A 14,975-nucleotide genomic window follows, 5' to 3' on the forward strand; every position below is an offset into this window, starting at 1 on the left:
TTTTTTTATGAAAAAGCTTTCTCAAATTCTTGGTTTTACAAGCATTTTTGTGTTTTTACTTTCTTGTAGTACACAAAAAGACAGTGTAATTAATAGAAATTTTCATGCATTAACCACTAAATACAATGTATTATTTAATGGAGAACAAGCATTTGAGAAAGGTCTTACCCAAATACAAAGCAACTATAAAGATAATTTTTGGAAACGTTTGCCTATTGAACCTATTACGTTTGATGACAGAAAAATTGCTGCTCCAAAATTTAACAACCCAGGAGCTGATTTTAATGGTAAAGAAACACAATCGGCTAATCAAACTCCATTTGACAGAGCTGAAGAAAAAGCTGTAAAAGCTATTCAAAAACACTCTATGAACATCAATGGGTATGAAAAAAACCGTCAAATTGATGACGCTTATTTATTGCTAGGTAAATCCCGTTATTATACACAGCGTTTTATTCCGGCAGTTGAAGCATTTAACTACATTATTGCTAACTACCCCAATGCCAATTTAAATTATGAAACACGTGTTTGGAGAGCAAAGGCTAACATCAGATTAGGAGGTGAAAAAAGTGCAATTCAATCGATGAAATTGCTTTTAAAAGTAGTTGATGAAAAAGAAGAAATTCCGAAAGCAATTCAAGAACAAGCACATACAGCTATGGCTATGGCTTATACTGAAACGGATACTATTCAAAAAGTAATTGAGCATTTAACAAAAGCTACCAAAACGTTTATCAACAAAGAGCAATCAGCAAGAAATCAATTTATATTAGGTCAGATTTATAGCGAATTAAATCATAAGGATTCTGCAAGAATGGTTTTTAAAGATCTAACAGAAAACTCAAAAGCTCCAAATAAATATCGAGTTCATGCCACTATTGAATTGGCTAAAAATTCAGCAAAGGATTCAACGGATGTTGTATTGATAGATCGTCTTAGAAAACTGGTAAAAAACATAGATAATCGTAAATATTATGATGAGTTATATTACCAACTAGGAACACTATACCAAGAAAGAGGAAATACAGAAAAAGCACTTGAATACTATAAAAAATCATTAGAAGCAGGTAAAGAAAACAACTATCAAAAAACATACACTTATGAAGGTATAGGTAACCTGTATTTTAACAAGCAAAACTATCTGCTCGCAGGTACTTATTATGATAGTGTGCTTCAATTGGCATCGAAAGAGTTTGAAAATGAAAAAAGAATTCGAAGAATCCGAAGAAAGAATAAAGGGTTGACCTCTTTAAGAAAATACGAAGACGTTGTTAAAACCAATGATAGTATTTTACAATTGGTAGCTATGAGTGCAGATGAGCGCACCGCTTTTTTTGAAAATTATATAGAACGAATTAAAAAAGAAGATGAAGAACGTCGTCAGCAATTACTAAACTCGCAAAACTTTGGAAGTCAATTTGGTGGTGGTGCTGGCTTTGGCAGTTCAAACAAAGGCAAATGGTATTTTTATAATTCGCAATCCAAAGCCTTTGGAGTTGCAGAGTTTGAACGTGTGTGGGGTAATAGACCTTTAGAGGACAATTGGAGAAATTCAGAAAAAACAGCGATCAACCAAAATAATCTGGCAGTTAATCAGCAAGAAGAAAATAAAAGCAGATACGAATTAAGCACCTATCTAAATACTATCCCTACAGATAGTGAAGAAATCAATAGTTTAAAAAAAGATCGTAATGATGCTTTGTATCAATTAGGATTAATTTACAAGGAAAAATTCACCAATAATCAACAAGCTATTCACAATCTAGAACGCTTGTTGGCGGTTAATCAAAATCAGGAATTAAACTTGCCTATTCACTATCATTTATATCAATTATATACTAATGTAAATGAAACATCAAAAGCAGAAAAGGCTAAGAACTATATTGTAACAAATTATCCTAATTCACAATTTGCACAGATTATCACCAACCCTACTAAAAAGCTAGAAATTAATGAAGAAGAGGACGTCGTTGGTAAAAAATATAAACAGGTTTACTATTTATACAAAGAAGAAAAGTATGAAGAAGTTGTAAATCAAATAGATAGTTTTTCTCAAACCATTGAAAATTCGGAATTAATTCCTAAATTTGCTCTCCTAAAAGCTTTGGCTATAGGTAAATACAAAACTAAGGAGGAATATAAAAAAGCTCTTGAGTTTGTTGCTTTTAGCTATGCTAATAGAATTGAGGGTAAAAAAGCCCAAGAAATAATTAATATATTAAAATAAATATCCCCATGTTTAGTACAAAAAGTAAAAAAGAAGTTGCCAGTGTAAAAGGCACTTGTAGCAGAAACGTAATCGGACCAGGCACCAAAATTATTGGTGATTTAATTTCAGATGGAGACTTTAGAATTGACGGTGTTTTAGAAGGAACTTTAAAAACTAATGGTAGAGTTATCATTGGTCAAGAAGGTTTTATTAAAGGAAACGTTGAATGTACCAATGCTGATGTCGAAGGTAAATTTTCTGGAGAATTCGTTGTTTCTCAAACTTTAACTGCAAAATCTACAGCAAACATTACCGGAAGCGTTATAGTGGGTCAAATTTCTACAGAACCTGGAGCTTCATTTAATGCCACATGCAATATGAAAGGAGCGGTAAAAGAATTGAGTAAAGATAGTAATGACAAAAAAGAACTCAAGCAAAAAACCGCTTAATAAATACATCCGGTTTACCGGAATAGCTATTCAAATGGGTCTAACCATTTATCTAGGTAGTATACTAGGTGGGTGGTTAGATTCAAAATATCCAAACAACAACCAACTTTACACAAAAATTTGTACACTTGTAGCCGTCTTTGGTGCAATGCTTTCCGTAATTGTACAAGTAACTAAGCTTTCAAAAGATAATGATTAAAAGAATACTTTACTTTATAGTATTGATAATAGTATTATATCTTATAAGTTATAATTTACATTGGTATTTATTAACAATTAATGATAGTTATCTAACCTTCTCTTTACACTCTGTTTATCTTTTTCATGTTATCGCTGCTGGTATTGTATATGCTATAGTTGAATTGGTTGCTGATAAACTTCCCAACCAAGCAGGATATGCCTATTTAGCATCTATCTTTTTAAAGATAGGTTTTTTTGTAATTATTTTTCAAGCACCTATCTTTGAAAATGACAACTTGACAAAACCTGAAAGATTCTCACTAGTAATTCCTCTTTTCTTGTTTTTGATCTCAGAAGCTATAGCTGTTTCAAAACTATTGAATAACAAATAGTTCCTGTAAACGATCACTAAAAAACATCTTTAAAAAACTAAATAAAAAAAGGGTTTGTAGTTTTAATTAAATGTGTACCTTTGCACGGAAATTTAGAGACCATAATCTTATATTTAGAAAAAGGTATGATGATAGCAAAAAACCCTATCAAATTTTTAGTAACATTAGCAGTAGTATTCTCTACACTTACCATGTTTGCAGGAGGTGGAGAGCACGGTTCAACTAGTAAAGGTGGGCAAATCAATACACCAGAGCAAATTAAAGGTTATATCAAACATCACTTAGCTGATTCTCATGATTTTGCTTTGTATTCTTATACAAATGATGCAGGAGAAAGAAAACACGTAGGTTTTCCATTGCCTGTTATTGTTTGGACAAGCAAAGGTTTAAGAACTTTTATGTCTTCAGCATTTCATCATAATGATGATGGCCACGTTATCGTTGAGAAAGACGGGGTTAAATTAACAAAAATTCACAGTAAAATATACGAATTAGAAGAAGGAGTTACAGAGGTTTCTTTTGATGAAGAGCACCATGCAACGAATGCACATAAAGTGTTAGACTTTTCTATTACTAAAAGTGTGTTTGGTATGTTGTTGGCAGGTTTATTAATGTTGTTAGGTTTTAGTTCTTTAGCAAGAGGATATAAAAAAGGTGCAATTCCAACAGGTGTTGGTCGTGTATTAGAGCCTTTAGTATTATACGTAAGAGACGAAATAGCAAGACCTAATATTGGAGAAAAAAAATACAAGAAGTTTATGCCATATTTATTAACGGTATTCTTCTTTATTTGGATTTTAAACTTGTTAGGGTTAACTCCATTAGGGTTTAACGTAACTGGTCAAATTGCAGTAACTGTATGTTTAGCAATTTTTACCATGATTATTTATATGACCAATGGTAGCAAAGATTTCTGGGCGCATACTTTATGGATGCCTGGGGTGCCAAAAATATTAAGACCAATATTAGCAGTAATTGAAATGGTAGGTTTTGTTTTAATTAAACCTTTTTCATTATTAGTTCGTTTGTTTGCTAACATGACAGCAGGACACTTTGTAGTAATGAGCTTAATTGCCTTAATGATTACGTTAAAAAATCAATTTGGTTCAGTTGGTTCAACAGGATTGTCATTAGCATTGGCATTATTCATCTCAGTTATTGAGTTATTGGTAGCTTTCTTACAAGCGTTCATTTTTACAATGCTTTCAGCGTTGTTTATTGGTATGGCAGTAGAAGAGCACGATCATGAGCATGCGCATAATGAAGATGCTACTGGGTATGAAGATACCCGAATTATTTAAGAATAAAAATTTGTTTAATTATATAAATCAATTGGTATGTACAATTTAATTGGAGCAGGATTAATCGTAATCGGTGGAGGTATCGGTTTAGGTCAAATCGGTGGAAAAGCAATGGAAGGTATTGCTCGTCAACCTGAGGCAGCTGGTAAAATCCAAACAGCGATGATCATCATCGGAGCATTATTAGAAGGTTTAGCATTCGGTGCTTTAATCTTAGGAAAATAATTCCGAACAAAACAAAAGACAAAACATTTTCCTGTAACGGTTGGTTACAGGAAATGTTTTAAAAATTAAACAAAAAAGAGTAACAAAGAATAAATTAAGTATATAATGGATCAGTTATTAAATGATTTTTCACCAGGGTTGTTTATCATGCAAGCAGTAATTCTAGTAATTTTACTAGCATTAATGTTTAAGTTTGCTTGGAAACCAATTATGCAAGCATTAACTGAGCGCGAAGAAGGAATTCAAAATGCTTTAGATGAGGCTGAAAATGCACGTAAAGAAATTCAAAATTTACAAGCAGATAACGAAAGATTATTAAAAGAAGCAAGAGCAGAAAGAGATGCAATGATGAAAGAAGCTCGAGAAATTAAAGATAAGATCATTGCTGATGCTAAAGAAGAAGCATCATCAGAAGCAGTTAAAATGATTGAATCTGCTAAAGCTACCATTAAACAAGAACAACAAGCAGCTGTAGCTGAATTAAAGAAAAAAGTAGCCGATTTATCAATCGGTATTGCTCAAACAGTTGTTAAAAAAGAATTAGCTTCACAAGATGATCAATTAAAGCTTGTTGAAGGAATGTTAGAAGACGTTACGTTAAACTAATCTTACAAAATGAAAGAAGCTAGACCAGCATTACGTTACGCAAAAGCAATATTAAATCTTGCTAAAGATCAAGGATTAGATTCAGAAGTTAACGACAATATGAAGTTAATTGCTGAAACAATTGCTGAAAGTAACGATCTAGACGCTATGCTTAAAAGCCCTGTTATTAAAGTAACAGATAAAAATAAGGTTTTAACTGCTTTATTTGGTAACAAAGTAAACAATGTTACTAAAGGTTTGTTCAATCTTTTAGCTGAAAACAAAAGAATGTTAATGCTAAAAGCAGTTGCAAAACAGTACACAGTTATTTATGATTACTATAAAAACATGCAAGTGGCTACTGTAACTACTGCTGTACCTTTAACAGAAGCGTTAGAAACAAAAATTCAAAATAAAATAGTAGCTATTACTGGTAACAGTGCTACAATTGAAAATATTGTAAATCCTGATATAATTGGTGGATTTATTTTACGTGTTGGAGACAAGCAATACGATGCAAGTATCTCTAACCAATTTAATGAATTAAGAAGAGAATTTGACAATAGTCATTATATTCCAAAACTTTAATTATACATCAAAAGATATAAGATGGCAGCAATTAAACCAGCTGAAGTATCAGCAATTTTAAAGGAACAATTAACAAATTTCGAATCAAAAGCTACGTTAAACGAAGTAGGAACTGTATTACAGGTAGGTGATGGTATTGCACGTGTTTACGGTTTATCTAACGTACAATATGGTGAATTAGTAGATTTTGGTAACGGTTTAGAAGGAATCGTACTAAACTTAGAAGAAGATAACGTTGGTGTGGTACTATTAGGGCCATCCATAGGAATTAGTGAAGGTTCAACTGTAAAACGTACAGAAAGAATTGCTTCTTTAAAAGTAGGAGAAGGAATTGTTGGTAGAGTTGTAGATACCTTAGGAAACCCAATTGATGGTAAAGGACCAATTGAAGGTGAAACTTTTGAAATGCCATTAGAGCGTAAAGCACCTGGTGTAATTTACCGTCAACCAGTAACTGAGCCATTACAAACAGGTATTAAATCTGTAGACGCAATGATTCCAATCGGTCGTGGTCAACGTGAGTTAATCATTGGAGATCGTCAAACTGGTAAATCAACAGTAGCTATTGATACCATCTTAAATCAAAAAGAATTTTTTGATGCAGGAGAGCCTGTTTACTGTATTTATGTTGCTATTGGGCAAAAAGGTTCTACAGTAGCTGCCATTGCAAATATGTTAGAAGAAAAAGGAGCTTTAGCTTATACTACTATTGTTGCTGCTAATGCTTCAGATCCTGCACCAATGCAGGTATATGCTCCATTCGCAGGTGCTGCAATTGGAGAATATTTTAGAGATACTGGTAGACCAGCTTTAATTGTTTATGATGATTTATCTAAACAAGCAGTTGCTTACCGTGAGGTATCGTTATTATTACGTCGTCCACCAGGACGTGAGGCGTATCCTGGAGACGTTTTCTACTTACACTCAAGATTATTAGAGCGTGCTGCAAAAGTTATTAATGATGATGCTATTGCTGCTGAAATGAACGACTTACCTGAGTCTTTAAAAGGTAAAGTAAAAGGTGGTGGATCATTAACTGCATTACCAATTATTGAAACTCAAGCGGGTGACGTTTCTGCATATATTCCAACAAACGTAATTTCGATTACTGATGGACAGATTTTCTTAGAGTCTGATTTATTCAACTCGGGTGTACGTCCTGCAATTAACGTAGGTATTTCGGTATCTCGTGTAGGAGGTTCTGCTCAGATTAAGTCAATGAAAAAAGTATCTGGTACATTAAAATTAGACCAAGCTCAATACCGTGAGTTAGAAGCGTTTGCTAAGTTTGGTTCTGATTTAGATGCTGCTACTATGAACGTAATTGAAAAAGGTAAGCGTAACGTAGAAATCTTAAAGCAAAATCAAGGAGATCCTTTTACTGTTGAAGATCAAGTTGCAATTATCTATGCAGGTTCTAAAAACTTATTAAAAGATGTTCCTGTAAATAAAGTAAAAGAGTTTGAAGCAGATTTCTTAGAGTACTTAAACGCTAAACATAGAGGTGTTTTAGACACGTTAAAAGCAGGTAAATTAACTGATGAAGTTACAGATACATTAACTGCTGCTGCAAAAGAAATTTCAGCTAAATTTTCAGCTTAATCAATAAAAAACATTCCCGCTCAAACTGAGCGGGATATTCAAATTTTAAGTTCATATAAATGGCAAACTTAAAAGAAATACGTAACAGAATTAGTTCTATTGGTTCAACCATGCAGATTACCTCTGCCATGAAAATGGTATCGGCTGCAAAGTTGAAAAAAGCACAAGATGCAATAACGGCAATGCGCCCATATTCATCAAAGCTTACTGAACTTTTACAAAGCTTAAGCGCTACTTTAGAAGGGGATGCAGGAGGAGCTTATTCTGATCAAAGAGAAGTAAATAAGGTGTTATTAGTATCTATTACTTCTAACAGAGGTTTATGTGGTGGTTTTAACTCATCTATAGTTAAGGCTACAATAAACACCATTAAAGAAAAATACAACGGTACTCAAGTTGATATTTTTACTATTGGTAAAAAAGGAAACGATATTTTATCAAAAGAGTATAATGTTCTTGAAAACAGAAACGATGTTTTTGATGATTTAACTTTTGAAAATGTTTCTGAAATTGCTGAGCAACTAATGGAATTGTTTGTGGAAGGAACTTATGATAAAATTGAAATTATTTACAACCATTTTAAGAATGCCGCAACCCAAATTGCAATGGTTGAACAGTTTTTACCAATTAAACCTACTGAAACTGATGAAAATGTAAATCTAGATTACATTTTTGAGCCTTCAAAAGAAGAAATTGTATTACAATTAATTCCTAAGTCATTAAAAACTCAGTTATACAAAGCCATCCGTGATTCATTTGCTGCCGAACATGGTGCTCGTATGACTGCAATGCATAAAGCTACAGACAATGCTAAAGAATTACGTGATGATTTATTATTAACGTATAACAAAGCTCGTCAAGCTGCAATTACTAACGAAATTTTAGAGATTGTAGGTGGTGCTGAAGCATTAAACAATTAAACATTAGCAAAATGCTTAAATAAAGAAAAGCTTTAAACATAAAGCTTGACTGAATAAAATAGAAAAAAGGTGAACCATTTGGTTCACCTTTTTTTATGTTAACATGCTTTCAAGTACTCTTTTAATTGATACCGCATCAAGGTTACATATTTGATGCAATTCATCAACAGTGCCATGATGGATAAATTCATCAGGGATCCCCATAATTTTAATAGATTGCTGATAGTTATGTTCTGCTGCAAATTCTAGCATAGCACTACCAAAGCCACCAATTATGGTTCCATCTTCTATAGTAATGATATCTTGATATTTTGAAAATACTTCATGTAGCAATTTTTCATCCAAAGGTTTTACAAAACGTAAGTCGTAATGTGCAACTTCATCTGTATTGATTGTTTTTAAAGCTTCTGAGACGTTTTTAGCTATAGAACCCACAGATAATACTGCAATTGATTTTCCTTCTTGTAAAACTGCTCCTTTTCCAATTTCAATTTGTTGAAAAGGTTGTTTCCAATCCACCGTAACTCCTCTACCTCTAGGATAACGAATAGCAATAGGATGTTCTAAGCCTAATTGTGCTGTAAATAATATATTTCGTAATTCTATTTCGTTACGTGGAGCAAAAATAATTAGGTTAGGAATGCACCTCAAATAAGCCAAATCAAAAACTCCGTGATGTGTTGCTCCGTCTTCACCCACAATACCTGCTCTATCTAAACAAAAAATAACGGGTAGGTTTTGTAACGCAACATCATGAATTACTTGATCATACGCTCGTTGCAAAAACGTAGAATAAATATTACAATACGGAACTAATCCTTGGGTTGCCATACCCGCTGCTAAAGTAACCGCATGTTGTTCGGCAATACCAACATCAAAAGTTCGTTCAGGAAACTTCTCTAACATTATTTTTAAAGAACTTCCTGTTAACATGGCAGGTGTAATACCCACTATGTTTTTGTTCTTTTCAGCAAGCTCAACTATGGTTTCACCAAAAACATCTTGATATTTAGGGGGAAGTACTTCCTCAGATTTTGGTAACAAATCACCAGAGAATTTATCAAACTTACCAGGTGCGTGATATTTTACCTGATCTTCTTCTGCTTGACGTAAACCTTTTCCTTTTGTTGTAACAACATGCAAAAACTTGGGTCCTTCAACAGTTTTTAATCGATTTAATTCTGATACCAATTCATCAAAATTATGTCCGTCAATAGGACCTGAATAATCAAAATTCAATGCCTCAATTATATTTTGTTGATCAACGTCTAATCGATTTGATTTTACTCTGGTTAAATAATCTTTCAAGGCACCCACAGCAGGATCAATGCCAATAGCATTATCGTTTAAAATTACCAATAAATTAGCATTGGTACTTCCAGCATGGTTTAATGCCTCAAATGCCATTCCGCTTGCGATAGACGCGTCACCAATTATTGCAATATGATGTTTGTTATTTTCACCTTTTAGTTGTGAAGCAATAGCCATTCCTAATGCAGCAGAAATAGAAGTTGATGAATGTCCTACACCAAAAGTATCGTACTCGCTCTCACTTCTTTTAGGAAAACCGGAAATACCATCTAATTGACGATTCGTATGAAAAACATCTTTTCTACCTGTTAAAATTTTATGTCCATATGCTTGATGTCCTACATCCCAAACCAATAAATCATCTGGAGTATTAAACACATAATGTAATGCAATGGTAAGTTCTATAACTCCTAAACTAGCACCTAAATGACCTTCTTTAGTTGAAACCACATCGATGATAAAATTTCGCAATTCTTGCGCTAATTGCGGCAATTCATCAGTATTTAATTTTTTAATATCCGAAGGAAAACTAATATTGTTTAACAAGTTTTTTGGCATAAAAACAAAAATACAAAAAGGATAAGATTCCTACCTTCACAGGAATGACAATTTCTTACATTTGTTGTATGAGTAAATTGTATTTAGTACCTACCCCGATTGGAAATTTGGAGGATATGACCTTTCGTGCTATAAGAGTATTGAAAGAAGTGGATTATATTTTAGCTGAAGATACGCGTACAAGCGGTAAATTGCTAAAACATTTTGATATTGCTACACCAATGCAATCACATCACATGCACAATGAGCATAAAACGGTTGAAACGATTGTAAAACGTATTCAAAGTGGAGAAACATTTGCACTGATTTCTGATGCTGGTACTCCTGCAATTTCTGATCCAGGGTTTTTATTAACGCGAGCTTGCATTCAGAACGGTATTGAAGTAGAATGCTTACCTGGTGCTACGGCTTTTGTTCCCGCTTTGGTAAATTCTGGTTTACCCAATGATAAATTTGTGTTTGAAGGTTTTTTACCTGTTAAAAAAGGACGTCAAACACGCTTACAGTTTTTAGCAGAAGAAACTCGAACCATGATCTTTTATGAAAGTCCACACAAACTCATCAAAACCTTAACCAATTTCGCAGAATATTTTGGTGAAGATAGAGAAGCATCTGTTTCTAGAGAATTATCCAAATTATTTGAAGAAACCAAACGAGGAAGTATACAAGAATTGTTATCATATTATATTGAAAAACCTGCTAAAGGTGAAATTGTAATTATTGTTGAGGGGAAAAAGTGAAGCTAGTTTCTTATTTTTGTGTTCCAAAATTTAGAAATGAGTCAATTTTATACGCTTAAAGTCAAAAATGTTATTAAAGAAACTGCTTCGGCTGTTTCTATCGTTTTTGAGGTTCCATCACAATTGCAACCAGAGTTTTTGTTTACTGCAGGTCATTACATCACCATAAAAGCAAAAATTAACAATGAAGAAGTACGCAGAGCGTACTCTTTATGTTCTTCTCCTAAAAGTGGACAGTTAAAAGTGGCTGTAAAAGCAGTTGAAAACGGAAAATTTTCTGTCTATGCCACAACTAAACTACAAGCGGGTGATGAATTAGAGGTGAGTAAACCTGAGGGCAAATTTATTTTGCAACCTCAAGCTGGTAAAAATTATATTGGTTTCGCTGCTGGTAGTGGTATCACTCCTGTTATGTCTATGATCAAATCGGTTTTAGAAAGTGAGCCTAGTTCTACTTTTACGTTGGTTTATGGTAACAGAACTATTGCAGACACTATTTTTTATGCAGAATTAAACGCTATAAAAGAAATGTATCCTACCCAATTCAATTTGAATTTTGTTTTTAGTAGAGAGCGACAAGATGATTCTGTTTTTGGTAGAATTGATACTGGGCACGTAAATTATTTTGTGAAAAATATTTATAAAGAGATTTCTTTTGATAAAGCTTATTTATGTGGGCCGGAAGTAATGATTGAAACTGTTTCAGAAACACTTGAAAAGAACGGATTCAAGAAAGAAAACATCTTGTTTGAACTTTTTACTGCTTCTATAGATGAAGAAGCTGCTGCGCAAGTGAAAGAAGGAGAAACCGAAATTACAGTATTGTTAGATGATGAAGAAACCACCTTTACCATGAAGCAAACTGATACAATTTTAGCAGCCAGCTTACTCAACAAACTAGACGCTCCGTATTCATGCCAAGGAGGAGTTTGCAGTAGCTGTATTGCAAAAGTAACCGAAGGTAAAGCGGTAATGATTAAAAATCAAATCTTAACTGATGATGAATTAGAAGAGGGGTTAATATTAACCTGTCAAGCACATCCAACCACTTCAAAAATAATAGTTGATTACGATGATGTTTAGTATAATTTTATAAAATGGATTTTAACACATTTAAAAACGCATTTTTAGTAGGTATATTTATGGCTTTTATGATTGGGCCTGTATTTTTTATGCTTATTAAAACTAGTATCTTAAAAGGAGCACGTGCAGCCATGGCCTTTGATTTAGGAGTTATTTTAGGAGATATTTCTTTTATGTGTATTGCTTATTTTGGCAGTAGAAGTTTGTTAGAAAAAATTAAGGACGATCCTCGTCTCTTTTTAATTGGTGGCTTGGTATTGATTATTTATGGTTTGATAACATATTTAGATAAAAACAACAAAAAAGAAGTTGACGATTCTAAAATAGCAGTTCCTGCAGGAAAAAATTATTTCAAATTAACTCTTAACGGATTTCTTTTAAACTTTATAAATATAGGTGTTTTAGCTTTTTGGTTAGGATTGTTAGTTGTGGTGGGACCCACGTTAGATATGAATCCGCGTTCTATATTTTGGTATTTAGCAACAGTAATTTTAGGATATGCCTTAACAGATTTAGTTAAAATATTATTAGCAAAACAACTAAAAAGTAAATTAACTCCTTTAGTTATTTATCGTATTAAAAGAGGAATGGGTATTCTTTTAATTGTTTTTGGTGCTTTACTAATGCTAAAAGGGTTTATTCCAAAAGATAAAATTGAAACCTTAATGGAAAGGGTAGAAGGTACTGCTAAACTCCAAGAATAAGCTGCGCAATTAAAAAATAGATTAAAATCCCAAAAATATCATTGCTAGTAGTAATAAAAGGACCAGTAGCAATAGCTGGATCTATACCTCTTTTATGAAGAAATAATGGGATAAACGTTCCTATTAAACCCGCAACAACAATTACTGCCACTAAAGAAACTGATATAGCTAATGCCTTCATAAAATCCTTCTCATAAATAAACACAAACATAAACAAGAAAGAAGCTAATACTACACCATTTAATAAGGCTAAAAGCATTTCTTTAATCAATCGAGTTTGAGTACTTCCACGTACATCATCATTAGCTAAACCTTGTACAATGATTGCAGATGATTGTACACCTACATTTCCTGCCATAGCCGCAATTAATGGTGTGAAAAAGAATAAGGCTACGTTTTCTTTAAAAGTATGCTCAAATTCTCCCATAATTAAAAAAGCACCAATACCACCTATCAATCCCAAAAATAGCCATGGTAAACGAGCTCGTGTAAGATCTAAAATACTATCGTTTACTTCTACATCTTGTGTTATACCTGCTGCCATTTGGTAATCTTTATCAGCTTCTTCTTTGATAACATCTACAATATCATCAATAGTAATTCTACCTACCAAAACACCTAATTCATCTATAACAGGAATAGCTTCTAAATCATATTTACGCATAATATTAGCTACTTCTTCAGCGTTATCATGCACATTTACATAATCAACATTAGGAATGTATACATCAGAAATTTTTGCTTTTGTTGATGCCATTAAGAGGTCTTTTAGTGATAAACGCCCTTTTAATTTGCCATCATCATCAATAACATAAATTGAGTGTACACGAGTTACATCTTCTGCTTGTTCTCGCATTTTGGTAACACAACCTAACACCGACCAGTTTTCATTGACCTTAATTAATTCTTTAGCCATTAAACCACCAGCAGAATTTTCATCGTAACGTAAAAGCTCTACAATTTCTTTGGCATGTTCTTTGTCTTCAATTTCCTGAATTACCTTTTGCTTGCGTTCTTCTGGTAACTCAGCAATTACATCGGCAGCGTCATCGGTATCAAGCTCATCAATTTCTTCTGCAATCTCTTTAGCAGAAAGTTGTTTAAAAACTTTTTCACGAACTTCTTCATCTACATCCATAAGAACAGACGAGGTAGTTTCTGAATCCAATAAACGAATGATATAAACTGCTTCATCAAACGAAAGCTCGTCTAATACCTCAGCAATATCTGCATGGTGTACATCAGTAAAAAAATCAGAAAGATCAGTATCTTTTTGATTTTGGATAAGTTCTGATACGTTTTCTAAAAGTTCTTTAGTAATTTCTAATGCCATCGTTTGCAATTTTATCCGTCAGTTCAATAAATTTTTCTACCGATAGTTGTTCGGGACGCATCGCAAATATAGGGTCTTCTTTTAAAGTATCCGACAGATTAAAGGTTTTTAAACTGCTTCGAAGCATTTTTCTTCGTTGATTGAATGCTGTTTTTACTACTCTAAAAAATAACTTTTCATCAACAGGAAGCGTATAATTTTCTTTTCTGATGAGTCGCACTACTCCAGAATCTACCTTTGGTGGCGGATTAAAAACGGTTGGCGGTACTGTAAAAAGGTACTCAGCATTATAGAAAGCTTGGGTTAAAACAGATAAAATTCCGTAAGTTTTACTTCCTTCTTTTTCTGCAATTCTTTGTGCCACTTCTTTTTGAAACATTCCGGAAAATTCTGGAACTAAATGACGATTTTCAATAGCTTTAAAAACAATTTGCGAGGAAATGTTGTATGGAAAGTTACCAATAATAGCAATTTGTTCTCCCTTAAAGACATCTTCTATTTTCTGTTTTAAAAAGTCGCCTTCTAAAATATTAAATTTCTCTGCTGATGTATCTAATTTAATATGTTCTACCGGAAAGGTTTCTTTTAAATATTCTACAGATTCGCTATCCAGCTCCATCACCGTTACTTTAGGTTTTTTTTCTAGTAGATACTTGGTAAGCACTCCCATACCCGGACCTATTTCAAGCACATTATCGTAACCCGATTCCGTTAGTGAATCAGCTATTTTTTTAGCGATGTTTTCATCCGTTAAAAAGTGTTGCCCTAAATGTTTTTTTGCGCGTACAGTCATAA

16 protein-coding genes are annotated in these 14,975 nt (G+C 33.1%); 13 read left to right on the top strand and 3 right to left on the bottom strand.

Annotation, left to right across the window (positions count from 1 at the left end):
• The first annotated feature begins 7 nt into the window (after positions 1-7).
• The 10 genes from SLH33_RS07120 (at position 8) to atpG (ending at position 8,451) form a co-directional block, all read left to right on the top strand.
• Positions 8-2,227 (top strand): tetratricopeptide repeat protein, encoded by a 2,220-nt coding sequence (locus tag SLH33_RS07120; protein ID WP_320418394.1) that lies wholly within the window; start codon positions 8-10, stop codon positions 2,225-2,227.
• A gap of 8 nt (positions 2,228-2,235) precedes the next feature.
• Positions 2,236-2,658 (top strand): polymer-forming cytoskeletal protein, encoded by a 423-nt coding sequence (locus SLH33_RS07125; RefSeq protein ID WP_320418395.1) that lies wholly within the window; start codon positions 2,236-2,238, stop codon positions 2,656-2,658.
• Positions 2,624-2,857, top strand: a complete 234-nt coding sequence (locus SLH33_RS07130; protein ID WP_320418396.1) for an AtpZ/AtpI family protein — start codon at positions 2,624-2,626, stop codon at positions 2,855-2,857. The genes SLH33_RS07125 and SLH33_RS07130 overlap by 35 nt, the downstream gene beginning before the upstream one ends.
• Positions 2,850-3,230, top strand: a complete 381-nt coding sequence (locus SLH33_RS07135) for a DUF6168 family protein (protein ID WP_320418397.1) — start codon at positions 2,850-2,852, stop codon at positions 3,228-3,230. Before SLH33_RS07130 ends, SLH33_RS07135 begins: the two co-directional genes overlap by 8 nt.
• Before the next feature lie 125 nt (positions 3,231-3,355).
• Positions 3,356-4,531: a F0F1 ATP synthase subunit A gene (gene atpB, locus SLH33_RS07140; RefSeq protein WP_320418483.1), complete on the top strand. Its 1,176-nt coding sequence runs from the start codon at positions 3,356-3,358 to the stop codon at positions 4,529-4,531.
• A 36-nt stretch (positions 4,532-4,567) separates the two neighbouring features.
• Positions 4,568-4,756, top strand: a complete 189-nt coding sequence (gene atpE, locus SLH33_RS07145; protein WP_004569351.1) for an ATP synthase F0 subunit C — start codon at positions 4,568-4,570, stop codon at positions 4,754-4,756.
• A gap of 105 nt (positions 4,757-4,861) precedes the next feature.
• The gene (locus SLH33_RS07150) at positions 4,862-5,362 is read left to right on the top strand and encodes a F0F1 ATP synthase subunit B (protein ID WP_320418398.1); all 501 of its coding nucleotides are present in this window, start codon (positions 4,862-4,864) and stop codon (positions 5,360-5,362) included.
• Between the two features lie 9 nt (positions 5,363-5,371).
• Positions 5,372-5,929, top strand: a complete 558-nt coding sequence (atpH, locus tag SLH33_RS07155) for an ATP synthase F1 subunit delta (RefSeq protein ID WP_320418399.1) — start codon at positions 5,372-5,374, stop codon at positions 5,927-5,929.
• 21 nt (positions 5,930-5,950) lie between these two features.
• A complete protein-coding gene (gene atpA / locus SLH33_RS07160) occupies positions 5,951-7,531 on the top strand; it encodes a F0F1 ATP synthase subunit alpha (RefSeq protein ID WP_320418400.1) in 1,581 nt (526 codons plus the stop codon).
• Between the two features lie 59 nt (positions 7,532-7,590).
• The gene (gene atpG, locus SLH33_RS07165) at positions 7,591-8,451 is read left to right on the top strand and encodes an ATP synthase F1 subunit gamma (protein ID WP_320418401.1); all 861 of its coding nucleotides are present in this window, start codon (positions 7,591-7,593) and stop codon (positions 8,449-8,451) included.
• A 93-nt stretch (positions 8,452-8,544) separates the two neighbouring features.
• Here atpG and dxs read toward each other — a convergent pair whose 3' ends face one another.
• Positions 8,545-10,320, bottom strand: a complete 1,776-nt coding sequence (dxs, locus tag SLH33_RS07170) for a 1-deoxy-D-xylulose-5-phosphate synthase (RefSeq protein ID WP_320418402.1) — start codon at positions 10,318-10,320, stop codon at positions 8,545-8,547.
• Positions 10,321-10,388: 68 nt separating this feature from the next.
• On the opposite strand from dxs, the gene rsmI reads away from it, so the two are divergent.
• Genes rsmI through SLH33_RS07185 form a run of 3 tightly spaced genes read left to right on the top strand, consistent with a single transcriptional unit; the run spans position 10,389 to position 12,847 of the window.
• Positions 10,389-11,060, top strand: a complete 672-nt coding sequence (rsmI, locus tag SLH33_RS07175; RefSeq protein ID WP_320418403.1) for a 16S rRNA (cytidine(1402)-2'-O)-methyltransferase — start codon at positions 10,389-10,391, stop codon at positions 11,058-11,060.
• Positions 11,061-11,096: 36 nt separating this feature from the next.
• The gene (locus SLH33_RS07180; RefSeq protein WP_320418404.1) at positions 11,097-12,143 is read left to right on the top strand and encodes a ferredoxin--NADP reductase; all 1,047 of its coding nucleotides are present in this window, start codon (positions 11,097-11,099) and stop codon (positions 12,141-12,143) included.
• Between the two features lie 14 nt (positions 12,144-12,157).
• Complete coding sequence (locus tag SLH33_RS07185; protein ID WP_320418405.1) at positions 12,158-12,847, top strand: LysE family translocator; 690 nt, start codon at positions 12,158-12,160, stop codon at positions 12,845-12,847.
• Here SLH33_RS07185 and mgtE read toward each other — a convergent pair.
• Positions 12,831-14,180 (bottom strand): magnesium transporter, encoded by a 1,350-nt coding sequence (gene mgtE, locus SLH33_RS07190; RefSeq protein ID WP_320418406.1) that lies wholly within the window; start codon positions 14,178-14,180, stop codon positions 12,831-12,833. The genes SLH33_RS07185 and mgtE overlap by 17 nt on opposite strands.
• Positions 14,161-14,973, bottom strand: a complete 813-nt coding sequence (rsmA, locus tag SLH33_RS07195; protein WP_320418407.1) for a 16S rRNA (adenine(1518)-N(6)/adenine(1519)-N(6))-dimethyltransferase RsmA — start codon at positions 14,971-14,973, stop codon at positions 14,161-14,163. The genes mgtE and rsmA overlap by 20 nt, the downstream gene beginning before the upstream one ends.
• Positions 14,974-14,975: the final 2 nt, after the last annotated feature.

The sequence above is a fragment of the Tenacibaculum sp. IB213877 genome (assembly GCF_034043975.1).
Lineage (GTDB): Bacteria > Bacteroidota > Bacteroidia > Flavobacteriales > Flavobacteriaceae > Polaribacter.

Bases quoted from the DNA above. Each gene is read 5' to 3' on its own strand.
- SLH33_RS07120 (WP_320418394.1), top strand. From the start codon at position 8: ATGAAAAAGCTTTCTCAAATTCTTGGTTTTACAAGCATTTTTGTGTTT.
- SLH33_RS07125 (WP_320418395.1), top strand. From the start codon at position 2,236: ATGTTTAGTACAAAAAGTAAAAAAGAAGTTGCCAGTGTAAAAGGCACT.
- SLH33_RS07130 (WP_320418396.1), top strand. From the start codon at position 2,624: ATGACAAAAAAGAACTCAAGCAAAAAACCGCTTAATAAATACATCCGG.
- SLH33_RS07135 (WP_320418397.1), top strand. From the start codon at position 2,850: ATGATTAAAAGAATACTTTACTTTATAGTATTGATAATAGTATTATAT.
- atpB (WP_320418483.1), top strand. From the start codon at position 3,356: ATGATGATAGCAAAAAACCCTATCAAATTTTTAGTAACATTAGCAGTA.
- atpE (WP_004569351.1), top strand. From the start codon at position 4,568: ATGTACAATTTAATTGGAGCAGGATTAATCGTAATCGGTGGAGGTATC.
- SLH33_RS07150 (WP_320418398.1), top strand. From the start codon at position 4,862: ATGGATCAGTTATTAAATGATTTTTCACCAGGGTTGTTTATCATGCAA.
- atpH (WP_320418399.1), top strand. From the start codon at position 5,372: ATGAAAGAAGCTAGACCAGCATTACGTTACGCAAAAGCAATATTAAAT.
- atpA (WP_320418400.1), top strand. From the start codon at position 5,951: ATGGCAGCAATTAAACCAGCTGAAGTATCAGCAATTTTAAAGGAACAA.
- atpG (WP_320418401.1), top strand. From the start codon at position 7,591: ATGGCAAACTTAAAAGAAATACGTAACAGAATTAGTTCTATTGGTTCA.
- dxs (WP_320418402.1), bottom strand. From the start codon at position 10,320: ATGCCAAAAAACTTGTTAAACAATATTAGTTTTCCTTCGGATATTAAA.
- rsmI (WP_320418403.1), top strand. From the start codon at position 10,389: ATGAGTAAATTGTATTTAGTACCTACCCCGATTGGAAATTTGGAGGAT.
- SLH33_RS07180 (WP_320418404.1), top strand. From the start codon at position 11,097: ATGAGTCAATTTTATACGCTTAAAGTCAAAAATGTTATTAAAGAAACT.
- SLH33_RS07185 (WP_320418405.1), top strand. From the start codon at position 12,158: ATGGATTTTAACACATTTAAAAACGCATTTTTAGTAGGTATATTTATG.
- mgtE (WP_320418406.1), bottom strand. From the start codon at position 14,180: ATGGCATTAGAAATTACTAAAGAACTTTTAGAAAACGTATCAGAACTT.
- rsmA (WP_320418407.1), bottom strand. From the start codon at position 14,973: ATGACTGTACGCGCAAAAAAACATTTAGGGCAACACTTTTTAACGGAT.